This window comes from Streptomyces alkaliterrae, from assembly GCF_007097205.2.
Taxonomy (GTDB): domain Bacteria; phylum Actinomycetota; class Actinomycetes; order Streptomycetales; family Streptomycetaceae; genus Streptomyces; species Streptomyces alkaliterrae.
On record NZ_VJYK02000079.1, the window covers coordinates 1 to 20,233 of the forward strand.

Consider the following 20,233-nt stretch of genomic DNA (forward strand, 5'->3'; position numbering starts at 1 on the left):
GGGCGGGATGCCGGGGGTGGTGCGGGCGGCGGCGATCGTCGCGGCTGCGGTGGCCATAAGCTCCTCGGTCACCGTACTGATGCTGCGCGAGGCCCAGCACGTGGGGCCCGACGCCATCCGCACGATCGCCGAGGAGGCCCGCGAGGACCTGCACGGCCGTGCGCTGCGCGACCCCTCACGCCGTACCGCCGCCCGGGAACTCGCCCGGTCGCTGGCGGTCGCGGCGGTCCAGCACGGCGTGCCGCACCACCGCCTCTCCCCCGCCCCGCGCGGGGACGCCGGCAAGGCCGCCGACGGCGGCGAACCGCGCCGGCCGACCTCGCACCGCTTCGAGGTGACGGACCGGAACGGCGGCCATCCGGTCTGCCTCACCCTGCGCGCCCGCCGGGCGGAGGGACTGCACCAGGTGACCGTCTACGACGTGCGGCAGGCGGACGGACGCTGCCCGGCGTCAGCCGACTGATCCAGGACCGGCCGAAGCGGACGGCGCCGCCGACCAGTGGTAGAGCGTCATCGCCACGCTGGTCGCCAGGTTGTAGCTGGAGACCTGGGGGCGCATCGGGAGGGCGAGCAACCGGTCGGCGCGGGCGCGGAGTCCGGCCGAGACGCCGTGCCGCTCGGTGCCGAACGCCAGCACGGCGTCGTCCGGCAGCCGCACGTCGCGCAGGTCCTCGCCCTCCGGGTCGAGCACGTACAGCGGGCCGGGCGGCGGTTCGTCGAGCGTGACGCGTTCGACGGCCGTCGCGTAGTGCAGTCCGGCGCCGCCGCGTACGGCGTTCGGGTGCCAGGGGTCGGCGGTGCCGGTGGTCACGACGCCGGTGGCGCCCATGCCGGCGGCCAGCCGTACGACGGCGCCGACGTTGCCGAGGTTGCGCGGGTCCTCCAGCAGCACGACGGGCGCGGGGCGGGGCAGCGCCCGCAGCGTGGCCAGGTTGGCCGCCCGGGGGCGGCGGTGGGCCAGCGCCGCCACTCCGGTCGGGTGGGCGCGGGGCAGCAGGCCGCGCAGCGTCTCGGCGGGCACCTCCTCGGCGAGCGCGTCGAGGAGGTCGACGAGGTCGGGCGCGAGTTCGGCGGCGAGCGCCCGGGTGGCGGCGCGGTCCGTGACGAGCAGCGCCTGGGGTGTCGCGCCGAAGCGCAGGGCGTGTTTGACGGCGTGGAAGCCGTCGAGGAGCACGCTGTCGGCGGGGGCCGCCGTCCACGCGGGCGGCACGCGTCCGGCCGTCATCGGCCCGCCCCCCGCGGGTCCGCGTCCGATGTGGCGGCCAGCGGTGTTTCCGGCTGTGGTGATCCCGCGGCGGGCGTCGGCGCAGGCGCGGGCATCGCTCCCGGCGCGGGCGTGCGGCCCGTGCGCGCGGGTGGTGCCAGTCGCCCCCATACGCCGGTGGCGCGCGCCCCCAGCCACAGCAGCGCGGCCGTCGGCAGGAACACCGCGTCGGCGGCGATCATCGCCAGCGAGAAGAACGGCAGTCCGAGGAGGACCGCGATCGACAGGTGCTCGACGATCATCACGGCGAGCAGCACGTTCTTCACGCGCCGGTTGAACAGCGTGAACGGGAACGCGACCTGCACGATCACCGTGCCGTAGGTGATCACGAGCAGGATCAGCGCGCTGCCGCCGAGCACGTCCGCCAGCTGCGGCCAGGGTGCGAAGTAGTCCAGGTGCATCGGGTACCAGACGGCGGTGCCGTCCTGCCAGCGCGAACCCTGCACCTTGTACCAGCCGGCGGTGGCGTAGATCAGGCACACCTCGGCCATGATCACCAGGAGGGCCGCGTTGTGGACCAGGTTGCCCAGCGCGACGCCGACCGTGTGCGGCTGCCCGCCGGGCCGCCGCGACAGCAGGAACCACACCGCCTGCGCCAGCCACAGTGCCCAGAAGAACAACGCCCAGCCCGGGCTCAGCAGCCCGAACACCGTCACCACCGTCAGGAGCGAGCCGAGCACCGCCCATCCGGCGACCCCGGCCCGGTCCACCCGCTGGTCGGGGCGTACGCCGGCGCGCACGTCCGCCGCCCGGCTGCGCTCCCGACGCGCGTCCAGCGACCACACGCTCGAGCAGCGGGTGAAGATCAGGTAGATCGCCATCAGGTGGACGACGTTGTCGCCGCCGTCGCCCATGAACACGCTGCGGTTCTGCAGCGACAGCACGCCGATCATGAACAGCACGCTTGTCGCTCTCGTCCGCCAGCCGAGCAGCAGCGCGGCGCTCGCGGCGACGGCCGCGAAGTAGACGAACTCGAACCACAGGGCGCTGTCGGACCACAGCAGTACGGTGAACGCCTTGTTGCCGTCGATCAGCCGCTCGGCGAGCGTGAAGCTCCAAGGCGAGTCCGGGCCGTACAGCTCGTGGCGGTGCGGGATCTCGCGCAGCAGGAACAGCAGCCAGGTGGCTGCGAAGCCGATGCGGACGATCGCCGTCTGGTAGGGGCCGAGCGCGTGGGAGACGACGGTCAGGAACGCGCGGGTGAGCGCGGCGTCGATCCGGGGCCCGAGCGGCCGCCGCCCGGCGGCCGGCTGCGGTGGCGCGGCGGAAGGCCGCTGCGGCTCGTGGGACGGCTGGTGCGGGAGGTTCATCGGCCGGCCCCCGGTACGTCGGCTTCGGTCACCGGCCACCAGGGCAGCGTGCGGTGTCGTGTCGTGTCGTCCACCTGCTCGCCGCTCCACGGCGGCGGCTGCACCGGCGTCGTGGCCGACCGCAGCTGGACGCGGACGACCTCGCGCGCGTCCACGCCGCGGCGTTCGGTGAGCCGCAGCATCGCGATGCGTTTCAGGTACGCCTCGGCCAGCTCACCCCGGGTGCCGGTGGGGCGGTTCTCCGAGTCGTGCGAGTTGGTGAAGAAGTCCCAGGCGCGGCGCAGCTCGTTCTGCGCGGTGTGGCTGGGCACCAGGTTGCCGCGGATGTTCTCCGCGTCGAACGCGGTGAGGTTCACCCAGGCGCCGCGCCGCAGCGCGCCGGAGTCGTCGCGGGTCTCGACGCGGACGTGCACGGAGACGTTCTGCTGGAGCGGGTTCGGCGCGAACAGCTTCCAGTTCTGCTCGAACTCCGGGTAGATCCAGCCGTCGATCGCCTTCCCGTGCTGGCGGGAGAGCGCGTTCGGCGGGGCCACGTGCAGGAACACCATGCCCAGGTGGGCCAGTATCCCGGCGAGGAGCAGCGCGACCGCGCCGACCAGCACCACCGCGCCGCCGGGCCGCAGCACCAGGAACCCGTCCGGCCCCCGCGCGGCGCCGTCCGTGGCGGGATCGCCCGCGGCAGCGGCGCCGTCGCCCGCGGCCGGTGCGTCGTCGGCCGCGGCGGCCGCGCGCGCGCCCCGCGTACCGTGCGCGTCGGACGCGTCGGACGCGTCCGGGGCGCCGTGCGCGCCCCGCGCGTCGTCGGCGCGACCGTCTCCGTTCGGCTGCATCGTTTCCCCGGTTTCCTCGGTCTGCTCCCCGAAGGTTAGTCCCGCTCTTGACACCCCGGTGTGCCGCCGACCACCATTGGACCGAACGATCGGTCGGTTGGTCGGCTGGCGCGAGGGAGTTCACCGATGACAACAGTGCTGCCGGAGCGCGGCCCCGGCGGAGAGGCCGGCGGGGGCGTCGGCGACGTGTCCCCCACGGACGAGGCCGCCCTGCAGAGCGCCTTCGACGCCGCGATCGGCGCGGACGAGCGCATCGAGCCGAGGGACTGGATGCCCGACGGCTACCGCGCCACGCTCATCCGCCAGATAGCCCAGCACGCGCACTCCGAGATCATCGGCATGCAGCCGGAGGCGAACTGGATCACCCGCGCCCCCTCGCTGCGCCGCAAGGCGATCCTCATGGCGAAGGTGCAGGACGAGGCCGGCCACGGCCTGTACCTGTACAGCGCGGCCGAGACACTTGGCGTCAGCAGGGACGAACTGCTGGACAAACTGCACTCAGGGCGCCAGAAGTACAGCTCGATCTTCAACTACCCCACCCTGACCTGGGCCGACGTAGGCGCCATCGGCTGGCTGGTGGACGGCGCGGCCATCACCAACCAGGTGCCGCTGTGCCGCTGCTCCTACGGGCCGTACGCCCGGGCGATGGTGCGCGTCTGCAAGGAGGAGTCCTTCCATCAGCGGCAGGGCTACGAGCTGCTGCTCGCCCTCAGCCGGGGTACGCCGGCCCAGCACGCCATGGCGCAGGACGCGGTGGACCGCTGGTGGTGGCCGTCGCTGATGATGTTCGGCCCCCCGGACGCCGAGTCGGCGCACTCGGCGCAGTCGATGGCCTGGAAGATCAAGCGGCACGGCAACGACGAGCTGCGGCAGCGCTTCGTGGACATCTGCGTGCCGCAGGCCGAAGCACTCGGCCTCACCCTGCCCGACCCCGACCTCCGGTGGAACGAGGAGCGCGGCTCCCACGACTTCGGGGAGATCGACTGGTCGGAGTTCCAGCAGGTACTCAAGGGCAACGGGCCCTGCAACGAGCAGCGCATCAGCCAGCGCCGCCGGGCGCACGAGGAGGGCGCGTGGGTGCGCGAGGCCGCCGCCGCGTACGCCCGCAAGCGTGCCGCCGCCCCCAGCAACGAGGACGGACGACGATGAGCGAGACCAGCCGGCAGCACCGGGCGAGGGCCGAGTGGCCGCTGTGGGAGGTCTTCGTCCGCAGCCGTCGCGGCCTCTCCCACACCCACGTCGGCAGCGTGCACGCCCCGGACGCCGCGCTCGCCCTGCGCAACGCCCGGGACCTCTACACCCGCCGCAGCGAGGGCGTCTCCCTGTGGGTCGTGCCCGCCGAGCAGATCACGGCGTCCTCCCCCGACGAGAAGGACCCGTTCTTCGAGCCGGCCGCCGACAAGGCGTACCGGCACCCGACGTTCTACGAAGTCCCCGAGGGGGTGCGGAACCTGTGAGCGGAACCCACGACGTACCGGGCGGCGTGCCCGGAGGCGCACCCGGAGGCGTGCCCGGCGACCCGCACGGCGGTCGCGACCGTCCGGGACACCGGGCCGCGCTCGCACTCGGCGACGACGCGCTGGTGCTCGCCCAGCGGCTGGGCGAGTGGGCCGGACACGCGCCGGAGCTGGAGGAGGACGTCGCGCTGGCCAACATCGCGCTCGACCTGCTCGGCCAGGCCCGCACCCTGCTCTCCCTCGTCGACGACGAGGACAAGCTGGCGTACCTGCGGGAGGAGCGCGAGTTCCGCAACGTCCAGCTCGTCGAGCAGCCGAACGGCGACTTCGCCCAGACGATCATCCGGCAGCTCTACTTCTCCGTCTACCAGGAGCTGCTGTACGGCCAGTTGGCCGGCTGCCGCCCCGAGGACGCCACGCCGGTCGCCGCGCTCGCCGCGAAGGCGGTCAAGGAGACCGCCTACCACCGCGACCACGCCGAGCAGTGGACGCTGCGCCTCGGCGACGGCACCGAGGAGAGCCACCGCCGCGCCCAGCGGACCGTGGACGGCCTGTGGCGCTACACCGGCGAGCTGTTCCAGCCGATCGAGGGACTGGACATCGACTGGGACAACCTCCGCGCCACCTGGACGACCAGCGTCCGCGCGGTCCTGGAGCAGGCCACGCTCCGCGTGCCCGAGGGCTCGCAGGGCGCCGTCTGGGCCGCCGGCGGCGGCCGGCAGGGCGTGCACACCGAGCCGTTCGGCCGTCTGCTCGCCGAGCTGCAATACCTGCACCGCAGCCACCCGGAGGCGTCATGGTGACCGACACGCCGCTGGTGCCCGACGCGGCCGCACCCGGTGAGGCTCCGACGCCGCTGGAGGCCGAGTTGCTGCGACTGGCCGGGTCGGTGCCCGATCCCGAGCTGCCGCAGCTGAGCCTCGCCGACCTCGGCGTCGTCCGCGCCGCCCACCAGCACCCGGACGGCCGAGTCGAGATCGCGCTCACCCCGACCTACACCGGCTGCCCCGCCGTGGAGACCATGGCCGAGGACATCCGGCGGGTCCTGGCCGAGCACGGCCACCCCGACGCCGCCGTGCACACCGTCCTCTCCCCGCCGTGGACCACCGACGACATCACCGCCGAGGGGCGCCGCAAGCTCGCCGAGTCCGGGATCGCCCCGCCGAGGCCCGGCGGCCCGGCGCCGGGCGGCGGCCCGGTCCCGCTCACGCTCGCCGTCCGCTGCCCGAACTGCGGCTCCACCGAGACCGAGCTGCTGAGCCGCTTCTCCTCCACCGCGTGCAAGGCACTGCGCCGCTGCGTCTCCTGCCGGGAGCCGTTCGACCACTTCAAGGAACTGCTGTGATCTTCCATCCGCTGCGGGTCGCCGAGGTCGAGCCGCTCACCGAGGACTCCGTGGCGGTCACCTTCGAGGTTCCGGCCGAGCTGCGGGAGACGTTCCGCCATCTCCCAGGGCAGCACATCAATCTCCGCCGGGTCACCGACGGCGAGGAGATCCGCCGCTCCTACTCCGTCTGCTCCCCCGCCACCGAGGCGCCCGAACCGCCGGTGCTGCGCATCGGCATCCGCCGGGTCGAGGCCGGCGCGTTCTCCCAGTACGCGCTCAAGGAGCTGGCGCCCGGCGACGTCGTCGAGGTCATGCCGCCCACCGGGCGCTTTGTCCTGCGGCCCCGCCCCGGCCGGTTCGCGGCCGTCGTCGGCGGCAGCGGCATCACGCCCGTGCTCTCCATCGCCGCCACCCTGCTCGCCCGCGAACCCGAGGCCCACTTCCACCTGCTCCGCAGCGACCGCACGGTGGCGTCCACGATGTTCCTGGAGGAGACCGCCGAGCTGAAGGACCGCTACCCGGGCCGCTTCCAGCTGATCACCGCGCTCTCCCGCGAGGAGCAGCAGGCCGGGCTGCCGCCGGGCCGTCTCGACCGCGAGCGGCTTGCCGCGCTGTTGCCCGCCCTCTTCCCGGTCGCCGAGATCGACGGCTGGTACCTGTGCGGGCCGCTCGGCCTGATCGGCTCCGCCGAGGCGGCGCTGGCCGACCTCGGCGTCCCGAAGGAGCGCGTCCACCAGGAGGTCTTCCACGTCGCGGACACGGCTCCGCCCGCCCCCGCCCCCGACCTCACCCCCGACGGCGCCACCGTCACCGCCACCCTCGACGGCCGCAGCGGCACCTGGCCCGTCCGGCAGGGCGAGACCGTCCTGGACACCGTGCTCCGCAACCGCGCCGACGCCCCCTACGCCTGCAAGGGCGGCGTCTGCGGTACCTGCCGGGTCCGCGTCCTGGCCGGCGAGGTCCGCATGGACCGCAACTACGCCCTGGAAGACGACGAACTCGCCGACGGCTACCGCCTCGCCTGCCAGTCCCACCCCACAACCCCGACCGTCACCGTCGACTTCGACGCCTGAGGCCGAACGCTGAAGCTCGGCGGGCCTGTCCTACTGCTCCGACGGAGGAAAGCGATCCGGCGCGGTGAACAGCGCAAGTGTGTTGCCTGCGCGAGAGTTCGGGAGGTCAGGGTCGTACCGGTAGAAGGTCGGTGTGCGGACGCTCGGGTAAAGACACTCGTAGAGCCGCCACTGCTTCCGCACGACTCTCATGCCACGTGGTGTCAAGTGGTAGGTGACCGCCTGCGGTTCCGCTCGCTGGGTCATCTCCACGTGCGCCAGGAAGGCAAGCGAGGCGAGAGTCTCCACGGTCTCCGACGGCTCCAGTTGCCGCTTCACGGGAAGCCCCCCGGCCCCCGCGTTGGCGACCGCGACGAGCATCCGCCACTGCCGAGCGGGCATCGCTTCCATCAGAAAGCCGCACAGTGTCTGGGCGGAGTGGACGGCGGCCAAGGCGATGCGCTCCTCGTACTTGCGCACCACCCGGTCACGGACGTGGGCGCTGCGGCCGCTCGGCGCGTACTCGAGCTCAACCTTCGCGAGGTCCCGCTCCTTCATCAACTGCCGGTAGCCGCTGATCTCGTGGTTGACGAGTCGCGCCGCCACGCTGGCCGGTCGGTGCAGCAAATCTGCCGTACTCAGCAGCGAGGGGTCGTCCGGATCGACGACGGCGATCCTCCCGCGGTCGATCTCCTTGAACAACCCGAGCAAGTAGTCCGCCAGCCGCGCCCTTCGACGCTCGGCCTGCGGGTGGCCGTACAGCGCCTGTCGGATGACGCTTGGTGAGACTCCCAGCAGATAGGCGAGTCGGACCTGGAGCGTTCCGTCGTCGTGGCGCGGCTGGCGGGCATGGTTCTCCAGATGCCCGAACGTCTTCCGGCTCATTCCGAGCAACGACGCCGTCTTGGCAATCGTTAGGCCGGCCTGGACTCGTAGTTCACGTAGCGAGGGGTGCGTGTACTCCGCGGGGGTGAGTACGGCAGACGGTACCTGGAACACGCCGGCGAGCTGCTTGATCCGCGACGGCTCCGGAACCGAATGCCCCTGCTCGTAAGCGAGGATGCGCGCCTTCGATGTTCCCACCAGGCGTGCCAGCGCTTCCGCGCTGAGCCGTCTGCCGTCAACGGAGGTGGTGAGTCGCAGAGTTCTCAGCGCCTCACCGTCGAACGGCGCGGTACCACGCGCCACTGACACACCTCCTCGGTGGCTCTCGACGCTTCGCAGCGATGGTATCACTTAGGCGCATCTCGAGGACCTGGAACACCTGTGCAGGGAAAACGGTGAAGCCATTCGTCCCAGCTCAACGGCGTTGTTTGGTATCGCTTAGGTCCATATGCTGTTCCCAGTGATGGACGAACAAGCCAAGGTTGAGAGGCGCTGACCACATCCGCTGCCGACACGGTGGCCGAATCCTCGGCCTACTGGCAGCAACGGAGAAGTCCGTGCATGATGCATACGGGGATCTGACCAAAGCGTCCTCGCATGTGCTGGGACTACTGACGAAGGTGGACCCGCGCCGGTTTCCAACTTCGAAGCGCGGGCCCACCAGGGCACCAGCGATCAGTCAGTGAGTGAGGGGTGGCAGCCCCTCACTCACTCGTCCCAGAACAGCAGCCACATCCGAAACAGCCAGAGGATCACTCCAGCAACCGTTCGGACACGACGCCACCGGGGCGGATCGCCTCGGTCCCCACCAGAAGGGCAACAGCCGCGAGTTGACCCTTCGCCCTTCTTCGCGGGACGACCAGCCTGGTCGTCGTACCGCGAACAAGGGACGTCGTCGTCCCGCTCACCGTTCCCGCTTTGGCGTGCCATGGAACCTCGCTCTCTTCCTGTGGGACCGGGCCGGTTGACCCGCGCGGGTTGCCAACCAGCGCCAGCGGGAAGAGGGCTGAGAGCAAGACTACCCCCTCCCCAAGGAAGGCAAGTTGTGGGCGAACATTCGTTCTGACGCCCACTCACGCGGAGGAGCCCGAGGTGCCGCACGCTAACCCAGGCTCACTCAAGGGAATTTGAGAATCCAAGGAGGCCATTCGAGGTTCACTCACACCTCGAAGGAGGACCGGCGAGACGACAGTCGAATCCACGGCGCCCGACCAAGGGACCTTGGAAGCTGAAAGTTACTCGCCAGGAGATGATCGATCATTTCCTGGCGGCAAAGAGCCGACACCTCACCGGAACTCCTGACCATCTTGATATAGTCGTCGGGGCCCCGTGCGCTCGTCACCGAGCGGGGCGAAGCCGCGAAGCACCGCGACGAGATCCTCTAGAGCACGAACGGGTCGTCGCCCTTGCCGGTCAGGGGGCGGCCGGCGGCGGCCCAGGCCTGCATGCCGCCCTCCACGTTCACCGCGTCGAAGCCCTGCTGGACGAGGTAGCGGGTGACCTGCGCGGAGCGGCCGCCGACCCGGCAGACGACGTGCATCCGGCGGTCGCCGGCCTGCTCGGTGAGCTCGCCGAGGCGCTCGACGAACTCGCCCATCGGCACGTGCAGCGCGCCCTCGGCGTGCCCGGCGTCCCACTCGTCGTGCTCGCGCACGTCCACGAGCAGCGCGTCCTCGGGGATCTCCCGGACGTCCACGGCGGGAACATGTCCAAAATGCATCTGCCTCAGGCCCTCTCTGTCGGCGGGGGCGTCGGTGTGTGCCCGCCGGGTTCGGTGTCGCCGCCCCGGAGTTCCGCGAGGCGTGCTTCCTTGGCGACGACCTGCGCCTGGAGCTGGTCGGCGATCTCGTCGAGCAGTCCGTCCGGGTCGTCGGCGGCCAGCTTCAGCATCGAGCCGACCGCGCTCTCCTCGAGCTCGGCGACCTGCCGGGTCAGCCAGTCGCGCCGCTCGGCCAGCCACTCCAGCCGGGCGTACAGCTCCTCGGCCTCGCTCAGGAAGTCGGGTTCCCGCGCCGGGCCGGCCTCCCACTCCTCGGCCAGCGCGGCCAGCGCGGCGACGTCGCCGCGCGCGTACGCCTGGTTGACCCGCACCACGAAGGCCTCGCGGCGCTCGCGCTCGGCCGGGTCGGTGGTGAGGTCGGGGTGCGCCCTGCGGACCAGTTCGCGGTAGCGGCGTCGTGCCTCCTCGCTCGGCCGCACCCGCTCCGGGGCGCGGACCGGCTGGTCCGTCAGCATCGCCAGGGCCTCGGGGGAGAGTCCGTCGCTCTGCACCCAGTCGCCCAGCAGGTCCTCGAGCCCGGGCATGGGCAGCAGGGCGGCACGCGCCTCGCGCGCGGCCTCCAGGTCCTTCGGGTCGCCGGTGCGTGCGGCGACCTCCTCCGCGATCAGCGCGTCCAGTTCGTCCAGCCGCCGGTAGACCGGTCCGAGTCGCTGGTGGTGGAGCCGGGAGAAGTTCTCCACCTCGACGCGGAAGCTCTCGACGGCGATCTCGTACTCGATCAGCGCGGTCTCCGCCGCGCGGACGGCCCGCGCCAACCGGTCGGTGGCGGGCTCCTCCTGCTGCGACGCCTGCGTCTGCGGATTGCTCACCGCCCCAGCGTACGCAACCCGTGCCGCGCCTCGGCCGCCGATCACCGGCAGCGTGAAACACCCCACGTCGGGGGCCGGGGCGGTGGCCCGTGCCTCAGCCCTTGAATGCCTCCGGGCAGCCGGCGCCGCCACCGGGCAGGTGCTCGTCCGCCCAGCGGGTCAGCTCGACCATGGCCGGACGCAGTGCCATGCCGGCGTCCGTCAGCGCGTACGAGACGCGCAGCGGCGGGCCCTCGTCGACCGTCCGCAGCACGAGCCCCAGCGAGGCCAGCTCGGCCAGCCGGTCGGACAGCATGCGTTCGCTGATGCCGGGGACGGCGCGGCGCAGCTCGGTGAAGTGGCCGGGGCCGCTCATCAGCGCGGCGAGCACCACCCCCGTCCAGCGCTTGCCCAGCACGGCGAACACCCGGGTGACGCCCAGCTCGGGTTCGGTACAGCCGGCGGCCTTCCGGCCGGCGGCCTCTGCGGTGTCCTGCGATCGCGCGGCCATGCCCCCAGGGTACGGCAACGACACAAGGGACTGCGAAAAAGTAAGCTACTGTGGTATCAATAGATACAGCGGAACCCGCACCGGCTTACTCCGGAGCAGGATGCGGCGCCGTCCCCACCGACCGCCGCACCTCCGCGACCGACCTGAAGAGCCCGAGCCCGACCCACCGCCACCACCAAGGAGCCCCCATGGCCACCCTCCTCCACATCGACTCCTCCCTGAACGGCGACAACTCCGCCTCCCGCGCCGTCACCGCCCTCTACCGCGAGGTCTGGGAGAGCGAGCACCCGGAGGGCAAGGTCGTCTACCGCGACCTCGCCGCCGACCCCATCCCGCACGTCGACGCCCTCACCTACTACGCCGGCTACGTCGCCCCCGAGGACCGCACCCCCGAGCAGCGCGAGGCCTACGCCCTCAACGAGGAGCTGATCTCCGAGCTGGAGAACGCCGACGCGATACTCATCGGCGCGCCGATGTACAACTACTCGATCCCCTCCACGCTGAAGGCCTGGCTGGACCGCGTCATCGCCGTGGGTCGCACCTCGATGACCGCGAACCCCAGCGCCGCCGGCAAGCCCGTCACCGTCGTGACCAGCCGTGGCGGCTCCTACGCCCCCGGCACCCCGCAGGAGGGCAACGACTTCGTCGAGCCCTACCTCCGCCACGTCCTCGGCAACGGCCTTGGCCTGGAGGTCGACTTCATCGTCCCCGAGCTGACGCTGGCCCCGAGCAACCCGGGCATGGCCGAGCTGGTCCCGCTCTTCGAGAAGTCCCGCGACCTCGCCCAGGAGCAGGCCCGCAGCAAGGCCGCCGCCCTCGCCGCCCGCCTCACCGCCTGACACACCGCCTGACACAGCCCGCGCGCTTCCCGCCGGCCGCCCGTCCACCCGACGGGCGGCCGGCGACTTCGCGCCTGCCCGCGTCCGAAGCCCCCGCGACGACGACGGCGGCACATGCCAGGCTGAGGGCGTGACGACGATCGTGCGGTCCTCCGGACCGTCCGGCAGCGCGGAGGTACGCCATCCCCGACGTGGAAGGCGGGCCGGCCACCCCCGCCCCCGCCCGGTCGTCGAGAGGCCGCGGCTGGGCCGGGCGGCGTAGCAGAGCGCGCGGGAGGTCCCCGGGCGGTCGAGGCTGGTGCGGCAGGTTCCGTCCGCCGACCGGGAGAACCACCGTGCCGCTGCCCCGCCCCTCGCGCCTCAGGCTGTCCGCCGCCACGCTGGTGGCCGGCGCCTGCCTCATCGGGCTGATCTCCGCCCCCGCGCACGCCGGCGTGCCCGCCACCGAGCCCGAGCCCGACCCCGAGCCCGGCCACGGCCACCGCCACGGCCACGGCCATCCGGACGGCCCGGACCGGGCACTCAAGCGGCAGCTACGAGACCTGGTCGCCGCCCCCGGCGGCCCGCCGGGGGTGATCGCCGTACTGAAGCGCGACGGGCGGCCCGAGGTGTACCGCGCGGGCGTGGCCGAGGCGGGTACCGACCGGCCGATCGAGCCGACCGACCACACGCGGACCGCGAGCACCAGCAAGGCGTTCAGCGGCGCCGTGGCGCTGCACCTCGTCGACCGGGGCGCACTCGACCCGGACAGCACCATCGGAGAGGTCCTGCCCGACCAGCCCCGTGCCTGGCACCGCGTCACGCTGCGGCAGCTGCTGAACCACACCAGCGGTCTCCCCGACTTCTCCGCCGACCCCCGCTTCGTGGAGCTCCTGCTGGAAGACCCCCGCCGGCGGTTCGACTCCCGCCGGCTGCTGGACTTCGTGGCCGACAAGCCGCTGGAGTTCCGCCCCGGCACCCGCTACCGGTACTCGAACTCCGACAACATCGCCGTGGCGCTGATGGCGGAGGCCGTGACCGGGCAGCGGTACGAGAAGCTGCTCGCGAAGCTCGTGTACCGCCCTCTCGGCCTGCGGCGGACCAGCCTTCCGCAGGGCTACGAACTGCCGGAGCCGTACATGCACGGCTACGCCGTCAGCGCGGACGGGCCGCCGGAGGACGTGTCGGAGGCGGTCGGCGCGTCGGGCGCCTGGGCGTCCGGCGGGATCGTCTCCACGCCGAAGGACATGACCGCCTTCGTGCGCGGCTACGTCGGCGGCGAGCTGTTCTCGCGCGCGACGCAGCGCGAGCAGCGCCGGTGGATCGAGGGCGCGTCCGAACCGGCCGGGCCGGGCCGGAACGAGGCGGGCCTGGCCGTCTTCCGCTACACCACACGCTGCGGCGTCGTCCACGGCCACACCGGGAACTTCCCCGGCTACACCCAGCTGATGGCCGCGACACCGGACGGCGGCCGCTCCCTCACGTTCTCGGTCACCTCGCAGATCAACGAGGCGGCCGATCCCGAACTCCTCGAACGGCTCCGCCGCGTCCAGGAGGACTTCGTCTGCGCCCTGCTCAGCCGGTAGGCCCCGGACCGCCCGGCGCATGCCCGGCCGGGCGGGTCATCGCCGTCACCTCCAGCGGCCCCTGGTGGAGTCGGGCGGTGACGGTGAAGCCGAGGTGCCGGTAGAGCGGGACGTTCGCGGGGTCGGCGGTGGTGAGGAAGCAGCCCGCCGCCGCGTCGAGCACATGGCGCAGCAGTGCCCCGCCGCACCCCTGCCCGGCCGACTCCGTGCGGACGCCGACGAACTCCAGCGTCCAGGCGTCGTCGGGCGCCACCGCCTCCGCCGCCTCCAGCCAGCGGACCGTGCGCCGTACCACGCCCGGGCCGCAGCCGAGCGCCGTGCGCAGCGACCAGCCGAGCCGGGCCGCGGCGCCGGGCGCACCGCCCGGCGGTGTCAGCACGGCCGCCGCCACCGCGCGGCCGTCCGGCTCCCGCAGCACGTGCCACCGGCGGCCGGGGAGCGTGGCGTGGGTCCGCAGCGTCGCGTCGAACCAGCGCGCCCGCGCGCCCGCCGAGTCCCCGCAGATCCACCGCACGGCAGGTTCCCGGTGGAACGCGGAGGCCAGCACCTCCACGCACTCCGTCCGCGGCGGGTCCTCGTCGATCCAACGCCCGCCGCCCCCGGCCGCCGCCTCAGACATCACGCGCCCGTTCCAGCGGCGCCTCGGGAACGAGGTGGCAGACCACCAGTTTCAGGAAGAACAGCGGTGCGAACCAGGCAAGTTGAGGCGGGACGTCCAGCCAGAACAGGTTGACCGTCACGGCGGCCGTCAGTACGACCATCGACACCGGCCGCCGCAGATGCAGCGGCGCGAACTCCACGCCCACCGCCCCGACGGCCAGCAGCGCCGCGTTGCCCGCCATCCACAACCAGTCGCCGGACAGTACGACCAGTCCCATCGCGGCGAGGTGCGCGAGGTGCGCGGCGACGAAGAGCAGCCGTGCGCGCCGGGCGCCGGGCGCGGCCCGGTGATACCAACGCTTCGCCGCGTTCGTCGAGTTGGTGAGCACCCCGCCGACGAGGTCGAGCCCGATCAGGGCCACGACCGCGAGTTGGGCCGCAGACCATCCCTCGACCGCGCCGGAGGCCCATACTCCGGCCGCGAGCAGCAGTGCGCAGAGGGCGCCGCCGCCGAGCTCCACCGCCGACTCCGAGCGGCGCTTGCCCGGTCCCATGAACCGCTCGACCCGCCCCGCGAGGCCGGACGGCGTGGCGGGCATCTCCCAGGAGATCCGTATGTCAGCGCGTTCCGTCACCGGCCGCCGTCCCGTCATCCGATGCCCACAACCCACGTAGCAGCGGCCACAGTTGCCGCCCGTCGGAGAGTTCCGACGCCGGGGCGTCGGCCGCCCCGCCCCGCATCCGGGCGAGCGCCCACGCGTCGGCGGCGCGCACCACCGCGGCGGTGGCCGCCACCAGCAGGCCGCGGTCCACGTCGGTCCGGACCACGCCGAGTCGTTGCCCGTCCGACACGACCGCGTCGAACCAGCCCGTCCACGGCCCGTCGGCGGCCCGGTCGATCGCGGCGTCCGCGAGCGCCAGGTCGTCGGCGTGGCGGCGGAGGTGGTCGGCGAGGGCGGCGGCCCCCTCCTCCAGCCGCGCCCAGAACTCCGCCGGGTCGCCCGCCGGCCGCCATGGGCCCAGGGCGGCCAGCAGTCGGTCGAGCACTCCGTCCAGTACGGCGGCCAGCAGGTCCTCACGGCCGTCGAAGTAGTGGTACGCGGCGGTCTTCGAGATCCCCGCGGCCTCGATGATCTTGTTGTAGGAGGCGCTTTCGGCGCCGTGCGCGGCGAACTGCTCGCGGGCCGCGCCGAGGATGGACTCCCGGCGGTCGGCGGGCAGGCGCTCGAATCTGGGAAGCGGCATGAACCGACACTACACACCAGAGGGGTGTACCGCTAGTACACCCCTCTGGTGCTGTCTGGTCCCGGCCGAGCCGGCGCCGCGGCTACTTCGGCATCAGCACGGTGTCGACGATGTAGACCGTCGCGTTGGCGGTCTGGACGTTGCCGCAGACGACCTTCGCGCTGTCGTTCACCTCGTACGCCTCACCTGACCCGCTGGTGGTGATCTCCCCCTTCTGGAGGGTTTCGAAGGTGCCGTCCTCGAGCTGCTTCGGTGCGAGCCGGTCGCCCACCACGTGGTAGGTGAGGATCTTGGTCAGCATCTCCTTGTCCGCCAGGACGGCCTTCAGGTCCGCCTCCGGCAACTTCTCGAAGGCGTCGTTGGTCGGCGCGAAGACCGTGATGTCCTCGGCGCTGTTCAGGGTGTCGACCAGGTCGGCCTCCTTGACGGCGGTGACCAGCGTGGACAGCACCGGGTTGTTCGAGGCGGCGGTGGCGACCGGGTCCTGCGCCATGCCGTCGAACGAGCCCTTGCCGTCCTCCGGCACGGCGGCGCAGCCGGCGCCGAAGGGGTCGCTCATCGCCATGGCGTCGCCGTCGGCGTCCTTGGTGCTGTCCTTGTCGGTGTCCTTGTCGGCGTCCTCGGCGCGCTCGGAGGCGGCGCTCTCGGCGCTCTTGTCGCCGGAGTCGGCATCCGACCCGCACGCGGCCAGCGAGAACGGCAGCACGGCGGCGGTGGCCACGGCGACGGCGGTACGACGCAGACGGAGGTTCTTCCTCATGATCTCTCCTTGTGTCAACTGATCGGTTCTGACAGCTGGTTGTGCGGTTCTCGGGAGGCGTGGCAACCCGCGTCGCGGGCTCACTCGACGGTGACGAAGACGTTGTGCCAACCGCTCGCCCCGTTCGGGATCGGGCGGGCGCGCTTCTCGGTCTGCACCCGCCCGGTACCGTCCGTCGCGCGGACGGTGATCGTGTGGCCGCCCTGTTCGGCCGGCCAGCGGTAGGACCACTGGCGCCAGGTGTCGACGGTGTTCTCGACCGCGAGGTCCGCCTCGCGCCAGGGACCCTCGTCGACGCGGACCTCGACCCGCCGGACGCCCCGCCGCTGCGCCCAGGCGACACCGGCGACCGTCACCGTGCCCGCGGGCACCCGGGCGAAGGGCTTCGGCGTGTCGATCCGCGCCTGGGTCTTGATCGGGGCGCGGCGCGCCCACTTCCGCTTCACCCAGTACGGGTCGTAGGCCGCGAAGGTGGTCAGCTCGATGCTCTCGATCCACTTGCACGCCGACACGTAGCCGTAGAGGCCCGGGACGAGCATGCGGACCGGGAAACCGTGCCGGAAGGGCAGGGGTTCGCCGTTCATGCCGACGGCGAGCATGGCGTCGCGGCCGTCCATGACGTCCTCGACGGGCGTGCCGAGCGTCATGCCGTCGACCGACCTGGCCACGAGCTGGTCGGCCGGACCGCCTCGGGAGGGCGGCCGGACGCCAGCTTCCGCGAGCAGGTCGGCCAGCGGCACGCCCAGCCAGCGGGCGTTGCCGACATACGGGCCGCCCACCTCGTTGGAGACGCAGGTCAGCGTGATGTCCCGCTCGATCAGCGGGCGGGCCAGCAGCTCGGCGAAGGTGTGGACACGGGTGCCGGTGATCCCGCGGCCGTGGACGCGCAACCGCCAGGAGTCCGCGTCGACCTTCGGCACCACCAGGGCGGTGTCGACCCGGTAGAAGTCCGCGTTCGGCGTGGTGTACTCGCTGATCCCCGGCACCCGCAGCCGGGCGCCGCGCGGAACGTCCCGCGCAGGAGACGCCGGGGCCGGGAGCCGTACGGCCTCCCGGGACGCCGCCGCCTCCCGCCCGCGCGCACCCGTCAGCGCACGCCCGAGCCCGCCCGCGCCGGTGGCGGCGACCGCCGTCAGCGAGGCCGCGGACAGGAACCCGCGCCGACTCCACCACCCGCTCAGGCCGCTTCCACCCTCCGCCGAGGCGGCGGCCACCGACGTCGACTTCCCGGCCAGCACGAAGAGCACCGCGGCGGCGACCAGGCCCGCGATCAGCGACGGCGACGCGTCGGCCGGACCGGCCGCGTCCGGACGGCCGAGGGCGGCGACCGCCCCCACCGCACCGAACAGCGCCATGACCACGCACGCCGTCCGCCGCCGCCGGGTCGCCAGCACGCCGAGCAGCGCCGCGAACAGCGCGATCGTGAGCAGCATGCCCAGCTGGAGCACGGCCTTGTCCTGCTCCCCGAACGTCCGGATGGCCCAGTCCTTGACCGGCGCCGGGGCACGGTCGACGGCCGCCCCGCCGATCGCGGTCAGCGGACTCGCCGCCGGCCGGACCAGCGCGGCGACCAGCTCCGCGACGGCAAGCGCGGCGCAACCGGCCAGCAGGCCGCTCACCGCGCCCAGTGCCGCCCGTGTCGCCGTTGCCCTGTCTGTTCTCACGCCGCTGATTCGCGGCCGTCCGCCGAGCGGATTGGCCATTGACCCGAACGAGTCAACGGAATCCCGGAGGTTGACGCCGCCCACCAGCCCGCAGCCTTCAGGGGCGCCCCGGGGCCATCCGCCCACCCCGTCCGCTCCGAAGACTCCGAAGAAGCGGCGAGGAGCACAGCCTCACGGCCGCGACCGACAGGAGACGAGGACCCCCGTGGGAAGAACAACCACGCGAAGGACGCCGGTGCGCAGGGCACCGGCACGAAGGGCACCCCGCCCGCCGGCACCCGGGCCCGGCCGGTGAACCGCCGACTCACCGCGAGCGCGGGCGGCACGCCGCAGCCGGGCCGGGCCGACCTCGAGCAGGTCATGGAGAAGGTCGCCCACGGTGACAAGGACGCCTTCTCCACCCTGTACGACGACCTGGCACCGATCGTCTTCGGCGTCGTGAACCGGGTCGTACGGGACCGGGCGCAGTCCGAGGAGGTCGCCCAGGAGGTGATGCTGGAGGTGTGGCGCCAGGCCGCCCGCTACCGGCCCGAGGCCGGCAGGGTCGCCACCTGGGTCACGACGATCGCCCACAGGCGGGCCGTGGACCGGGTGCGATCCGCCCAGGCCGCCGCCGATCGCGAGCACGCCCAGGCGGTACGCGACCGGTCCCGCCCGTACGACGACGTCGTCGAACGGGTCGAGACCCGGCTGGAGAGCGAACAGGTCCGCCGCTGCCTGCGCGGCCTCACCGAACTCCAGCGGCAGGCCGTCACCCTCTCCTACTACCGTGGCCTGACCTACCGCGAGGTCGCCGAGACACTGCGCGCGCCCCTTCCGACAATCAAGACACGCATGCGCGACGGGTTGATCCGACTGCGCGACTGCATGGGGGTGACCACATGAGACAGCACGAGGACGTCCACACCCTCGCCGCCGCGTACGCCCTGAACGCCCTGGACACCGGCGAGCGCGAGGCCTTCGCCGCGCACCTCGACGACTGCGAGGCATGCCGCCTGGAAGCCGCCGAGTTCGAGGCCACCGCCGCGCGGCTCGCGGCGGCCGCCGCCCAGCCACCGCCCGCCTCGATGAAGGAGCGGGTCATGTCGTCGATCGACGGCGTGCGTCAGCTGCCCCCGCACCTGTCCGCGACCACCAGGGCCGTCCGCCCGCGCGGGGTGCTCCGCGACCGGGCGGCGGCGTTCGCGATCGCCGCCGCCGTCGCCGCCGCGGCCTCCTTCGGCGGGCTGGCGGCGTGGCAGTACCAGCAGGGGGAGCGCGCCCGACAGCAGGCCGTCCAGGCAGAGGAGCGGCTGCGCGACATCAGCGCCGTACTCACCGCGGACGACGCCCGCACCGTGCGCGGGCGCACCACCAACGGCGCCGCCACCACGGTCGTCGCCTCGCGCGCACACGACATGGCCGTAGTCACGGCGTCCGGGCTGCCGGCCCCCGCGTCCGGCAGGGTCTACCAGCTGTGGCTCGACCACGACGGCACCATGCTGCCCGCCGGTTTCCTCCGCGGCGACGGCGCGGTCCTCGTCGAGGGCGACACCTCGGACGCGAGCGCGGTCGGCATCACGCTGGAACCCGCCGGCGGCTCCGAGGAGCCGACCACCACGCCGCTGCTGCTGATGCCCATGCCGGGATGACGCGCGGGCTGGTCAGAGGGATTCCGCCGACGGGTCGTGGCGCACGGGGACGTCGAAGACGGCCAGCGTCGGGTCGGCGCCCACCTCGCGGAAGAGGCGGGGCGCGGCCGGTGGCTGCGGTGCCGTGCGGACGGCTTCGAGTGCGGCGCGGTCCCGCCAGAGCGTCTGGATCCGCCAGTGCCCGTCGGCTCCCCGCAGCAGTTCCGTCCGCACCAGGCCGTCGGGCAGCGCACCCCCGACCAGCTCGCGGTACGCCGCGAGGAGGTCGGCTTCCCGCTCCGGGGCGACCTCGGCGCTGACCTCGCTCAACACATGGTCCGCCATCGTCCTCATCTCCTCACCACCCACGCTACGCCGCACCTCACACGCCCGCCCGAGTACGCCGGTCGGCGTCCGTCGGCGGTCCGTCGGCGGTGCGTCGGCGTGCGGGGCGGTGGGTGGCGGTGCAGGGTGGCGGTATGGGTGCTGCTCCGATCATCGTGTATCCGCCGGCGACGTCCGGTGGCCGGCGGGTGCGGGCGGACGGCGAGATCCTCGGCGTCGCCTACAGCGCGGCGGACCTCGAGGAGTTCCTACGACGGGCCGGGATCGAGGACCCGGACCTCCGCGAGGAGGGCCTGATCGAGTGGCGCGGCGGCGGCCCGGAGGTCTGGGGGTGACACCTGACGTGCGGGCGCTACGGGCTCGTCGCGCGGGCGTGGGCGGTGTCGAGGAGGGTGCGGAGA

24 protein-coding genes are annotated in these 20,233 nt (G+C 72.9%); 11 read left to right on the top strand and 13 right to left on the bottom strand.

The window, feature by feature from the left end:
* Positions 1-463, top strand: a 463-nt coding sequence (locus FNX44_RS27960; protein ID WP_173019144.1) for a hypothetical protein, incomplete at its 5' end; no start/stop codon positions are given.
* On the opposite strand, the gene FNX44_RS10065 is transcribed toward FNX44_RS27960, so the two are convergent.
* Genes FNX44_RS10065 through FNX44_RS10075 form a run of 3 tightly spaced genes read right to left on the bottom strand, consistent with a single transcriptional unit; the run spans position 452 to position 3,404 of the window.
* Entirely contained in the window at positions 452-1,225 is a 774-nt protein-coding gene (locus FNX44_RS10065) for a TrmH family RNA methyltransferase (protein ID WP_143647682.1), read from the bottom strand. The two genes, FNX44_RS27960 and FNX44_RS10065, sit on opposite strands and share 12 nt — an antisense overlap.
* On the bottom strand, positions 1,222-2,574 hold the full coding sequence (locus tag FNX44_RS10070; protein WP_181355208.1) for an HTTM domain-containing protein: 1,353 nt from the start codon (positions 2,572-2,574) through the stop codon (positions 1,222-1,224). Before FNX44_RS10070 ends, FNX44_RS10065 begins: the two co-directional genes overlap by 4 nt.
* Complete coding sequence (locus FNX44_RS10075) at positions 2,571-3,404, bottom strand: DUF5819 family protein (protein ID WP_143647683.1); 834 nt, start codon at positions 3,402-3,404, stop codon at positions 2,571-2,573. Before FNX44_RS10075 ends, FNX44_RS10070 begins: the two co-directional genes overlap by 4 nt.
* Before the next feature lie 126 nt (positions 3,405-3,530).
* On the opposite strand from FNX44_RS10075, the gene paaA reads away from it, so the two are divergent.
* From paaA to FNX44_RS10100, 5 genes are read left to right on the top strand one after another with little or no spacing between them, the layout of a single operon-like run.
* Entirely contained in the window at positions 3,531-4,553 is a 1,023-nt protein-coding gene (gene paaA, locus FNX44_RS10080) for a 1,2-phenylacetyl-CoA epoxidase subunit PaaA (RefSeq protein WP_228449787.1), read from the top strand.
* Positions 4,550-4,861: a 1,2-phenylacetyl-CoA epoxidase subunit PaaB gene (gene paaB, locus FNX44_RS10085; RefSeq protein ID WP_143647684.1), complete on the top strand. Its 312-nt coding sequence runs from the start codon at positions 4,550-4,552 to the stop codon at positions 4,859-4,861. Before paaA ends, paaB begins: the two co-directional genes overlap by 4 nt.
* A 50-nt stretch (positions 4,862-4,911) precedes the next feature.
* A complete protein-coding gene (gene paaC / locus FNX44_RS10090; RefSeq protein WP_181356540.1) occupies positions 4,912-5,664 on the top strand; it encodes a 1,2-phenylacetyl-CoA epoxidase subunit PaaC in 753 nt (250 codons plus the stop codon).
* A complete protein-coding gene (gene paaD, locus FNX44_RS10095; RefSeq protein ID WP_143647685.1) occupies positions 5,658-6,206 on the top strand; it encodes a 1,2-phenylacetyl-CoA epoxidase subunit PaaD in 549 nt (182 codons plus the stop codon). The genes paaC and paaD overlap by 7 nt, the downstream gene beginning before the upstream one ends.
* Positions 6,206-7,261 carry a 2Fe-2S iron-sulfur cluster-binding protein gene (locus FNX44_RS10100; RefSeq protein WP_143647703.1) on the top strand — a complete coding sequence of 352 codons (1,056 nt, stop codon included), beginning with the start codon at positions 6,206-6,208 and terminating at the stop codon, positions 7,259-7,261. Before paaD ends, FNX44_RS10100 begins: the two co-directional genes overlap by 1 nt.
* 30 nt (positions 7,262-7,291) lie before the next feature.
* On the opposite strand, the gene FNX44_RS10105 is transcribed toward FNX44_RS10100, so the two are convergent.
* The 4 genes from FNX44_RS10105 to FNX44_RS10120 all read right to left on the bottom strand — a co-directional run bounded on the left by FNX44_RS10105 (position 7,292) and on the right by FNX44_RS10120 (position 11,204).
* Positions 7,292-8,428 (bottom strand): helix-turn-helix domain-containing protein, encoded by a 1,137-nt coding sequence (locus FNX44_RS10105; protein ID WP_173019145.1) that lies wholly within the window; start codon positions 8,426-8,428, stop codon positions 7,292-7,294.
* A gap of 1,078 nt (positions 8,429-9,506) precedes the next feature.
* A complete protein-coding gene (locus tag FNX44_RS10110; RefSeq protein WP_143647687.1) occupies positions 9,507-9,845 on the bottom strand; it encodes a rhodanese-like domain-containing protein in 339 nt (112 codons plus the stop codon).
* Between the two features lie 5 nt (positions 9,846-9,850).
* Positions 9,851-10,714 carry a hypothetical protein gene (locus FNX44_RS10115; protein ID WP_143647688.1) on the bottom strand — a complete coding sequence of 288 codons (864 nt, stop codon included), beginning with the start codon at positions 10,712-10,714 and terminating at the stop codon, positions 9,851-9,853.
* A gap of 94 nt (positions 10,715-10,808) precedes the next feature.
* Positions 10,809-11,204: a winged helix-turn-helix transcriptional regulator gene (locus FNX44_RS10120; RefSeq protein ID WP_143647689.1), complete on the bottom strand. Its 396-nt coding sequence runs from the start codon at positions 11,202-11,204 to the stop codon at positions 10,809-10,811.
* Between the two features lie 188 nt (positions 11,205-11,392).
* Between FNX44_RS10120 and FNX44_RS10125 the strand changes: the two genes are divergently transcribed.
* Together FNX44_RS10125 and FNX44_RS10130 are read left to right on the top strand one after the other, a co-directional pair.
* Positions 11,393-12,043, top strand: coding sequence for an FMN-dependent NADH-azoreductase (locus tag FNX44_RS10125; protein ID WP_143647690.1), 651 nt, complete (start codon positions 11,393-11,395; stop codon positions 12,041-12,043).
* 335 nt (positions 12,044-12,378) lie between these two features.
* On the top strand, positions 12,379-13,608 hold the full coding sequence (locus tag FNX44_RS10130; protein ID WP_143647691.1) for a serine hydrolase domain-containing protein: 1,230 nt from the start codon (positions 12,379-12,381) through the stop codon (positions 13,606-13,608).
* Here FNX44_RS10130 and FNX44_RS10135 read toward each other — a convergent pair.
* The 5 genes from FNX44_RS10135 to FNX44_RS10155 all read right to left on the bottom strand — a co-directional run bounded on the left by FNX44_RS10135 (position 13,598) and on the right by FNX44_RS10155 (position 17,886).
* Positions 13,598-14,227, bottom strand: coding sequence for a GNAT family N-acetyltransferase (locus FNX44_RS10135; RefSeq protein WP_143647692.1), 630 nt, complete (start codon positions 14,225-14,227; stop codon positions 13,598-13,600). The genes FNX44_RS10130 and FNX44_RS10135 overlap by 11 nt on opposite strands.
* Positions 14,220-14,843 carry a hypothetical protein gene (locus FNX44_RS10140; RefSeq protein WP_323369191.1) on the bottom strand — a complete coding sequence of 208 codons (624 nt, stop codon included), beginning with the start codon at positions 14,841-14,843 and terminating at the stop codon, positions 14,220-14,222. The genes FNX44_RS10135 and FNX44_RS10140 overlap by 8 nt, the downstream gene beginning before the upstream one ends.
* A complete protein-coding gene (locus FNX44_RS10145; RefSeq protein ID WP_143647694.1) occupies positions 14,827-15,453 on the bottom strand; it encodes a TetR/AcrR family transcriptional regulator in 627 nt (208 codons plus the stop codon). The genes FNX44_RS10140 and FNX44_RS10145 overlap by 17 nt, the downstream gene beginning before the upstream one ends.
* A gap of 82 nt (positions 15,454-15,535) precedes the next feature.
* Positions 15,536-16,213 carry a fasciclin domain-containing protein gene (locus FNX44_RS10150; protein WP_143647695.1) on the bottom strand — a complete coding sequence of 226 codons (678 nt, stop codon included), beginning with the start codon at positions 16,211-16,213 and terminating at the stop codon, positions 15,536-15,538.
* 80 nt (positions 16,214-16,293) lie between these two features.
* Entirely contained in the window at positions 16,294-17,886 is a 1,593-nt protein-coding gene (locus tag FNX44_RS10155) for a molybdopterin-dependent oxidoreductase (protein ID WP_323369193.1), read from the bottom strand.
* Between the two features lie 282 nt (positions 17,887-18,168).
* On the opposite strand from FNX44_RS10155, the gene sigK reads away from it, so the two are divergent.
* Entirely contained in the window at positions 18,169-18,762 is a 594-nt protein-coding gene (gene sigK / locus FNX44_RS10160; protein ID WP_143647697.1) for an ECF RNA polymerase sigma factor SigK, read from the top strand.
* On the top strand, positions 18,759-19,508 hold the full coding sequence (locus tag FNX44_RS10165) for an anti-sigma factor (RefSeq protein ID WP_143647698.1): 750 nt from the start codon (positions 18,759-18,761) through the stop codon (positions 19,506-19,508). The genes sigK and FNX44_RS10165 overlap by 4 nt, the downstream gene beginning before the upstream one ends.
* A 12-nt stretch (positions 19,509-19,520) precedes the next feature.
* Here the strand turns inward: FNX44_RS10165 and FNX44_RS10170 are convergent, their stop codons facing one another.
* A complete protein-coding gene (locus FNX44_RS10170; RefSeq protein ID WP_143647699.1) occupies positions 19,521-19,832 on the bottom strand; it encodes an antibiotic biosynthesis monooxygenase in 312 nt (103 codons plus the stop codon).
* Positions 19,833-19,966: 134 nt separating this feature from the next.
* On the opposite strand from FNX44_RS10170, the gene FNX44_RS10175 reads away from it, so the two are divergent.
* Positions 19,967-20,167, top strand: a complete 201-nt coding sequence (locus tag FNX44_RS10175; RefSeq protein ID WP_143647700.1) for a hypothetical protein — start codon at positions 19,967-19,969, stop codon at positions 20,165-20,167.
* Positions 20,168-20,233: the final 66 nt, after the last annotated feature.

What these genes read in the sequence shown, in the direction of transcription:
- FNX44_RS10065 (WP_143647682.1), bottom strand. Translation starts at nt 1,225, where the DNA reads ATGACGGCCGGACGCGTGCCGCCCGCGTGGACGGCGGCCCCCGCCGAC.
- FNX44_RS10070 (WP_181355208.1), bottom strand. Translation starts at nt 2,574, where the DNA reads ATGAACCTCCCGCACCAGCCGTCCCACGAGCCGCAGCGGCCTTCCGCC.
- FNX44_RS10075 (WP_143647683.1), bottom strand. Translation starts at nt 3,404, where the DNA reads ATGCAGCCGAACGGAGACGGTCGCGCCGACGACGCGCGGGGCGCGCAC.
- paaA (WP_228449787.1), top strand. Translation starts at nt 3,531, where the DNA reads ATGACAACAGTGCTGCCGGAGCGCGGCCCCGGCGGAGAGGCCGGCGGG.
- paaB (WP_143647684.1), top strand. Translation starts at nt 4,550, where the DNA reads ATGAGCGAGACCAGCCGGCAGCACCGGGCGAGGGCCGAGTGGCCGCTG.
- paaD (WP_143647685.1), top strand. Translation starts at nt 5,658, where the DNA reads ATGGTGACCGACACGCCGCTGGTGCCCGACGCGGCCGCACCCGGTGAG.
- FNX44_RS10110 (WP_143647687.1), bottom strand. Translation starts at nt 9,845, where the DNA reads ATGCATTTTGGACATGTTCCCGCCGTGGACGTCCGGGAGATCCCCGAG.
- FNX44_RS10120 (WP_143647689.1), bottom strand. Translation starts at nt 11,204, where the DNA reads ATGGCCGCGCGATCGCAGGACACCGCAGAGGCCGCCGGCCGGAAGGCC.
- FNX44_RS10125 (WP_143647690.1), top strand. Translation starts at nt 11,393, where the DNA reads ATGGCCACCCTCCTCCACATCGACTCCTCCCTGAACGGCGACAACTCC.
- FNX44_RS10135 (WP_143647692.1), bottom strand. Translation starts at nt 14,227, where the DNA reads ATGTCTGAGGCGGCGGCCGGGGGCGGCGGGCGTTGGATCGACGAGGAC.
- FNX44_RS10145 (WP_143647694.1), bottom strand. Translation starts at nt 15,453, where the DNA reads ATGCCGCTTCCCAGATTCGAGCGCCTGCCCGCCGACCGCCGGGAGTCC.
- FNX44_RS10150 (WP_143647695.1), bottom strand. Translation starts at nt 16,213, where the DNA reads ATGAGGAAGAACCTCCGTCTGCGTCGTACCGCCGTCGCCGTGGCCACC.
- FNX44_RS10165 (WP_143647698.1), top strand. Translation starts at nt 18,759, where the DNA reads ATGAGACAGCACGAGGACGTCCACACCCTCGCCGCCGCGTACGCCCTG.
- FNX44_RS10170 (WP_143647699.1), bottom strand. Translation starts at nt 19,832, where the DNA reads ATGGCGGACCATGTGTTGAGCGAGGTCAGCGCCGAGGTCGCCCCGGAG.
- FNX44_RS10175 (WP_143647700.1), top strand. Translation starts at nt 19,967, where the DNA reads ATGGGTGCTGCTCCGATCATCGTGTATCCGCCGGCGACGTCCGGTGGC.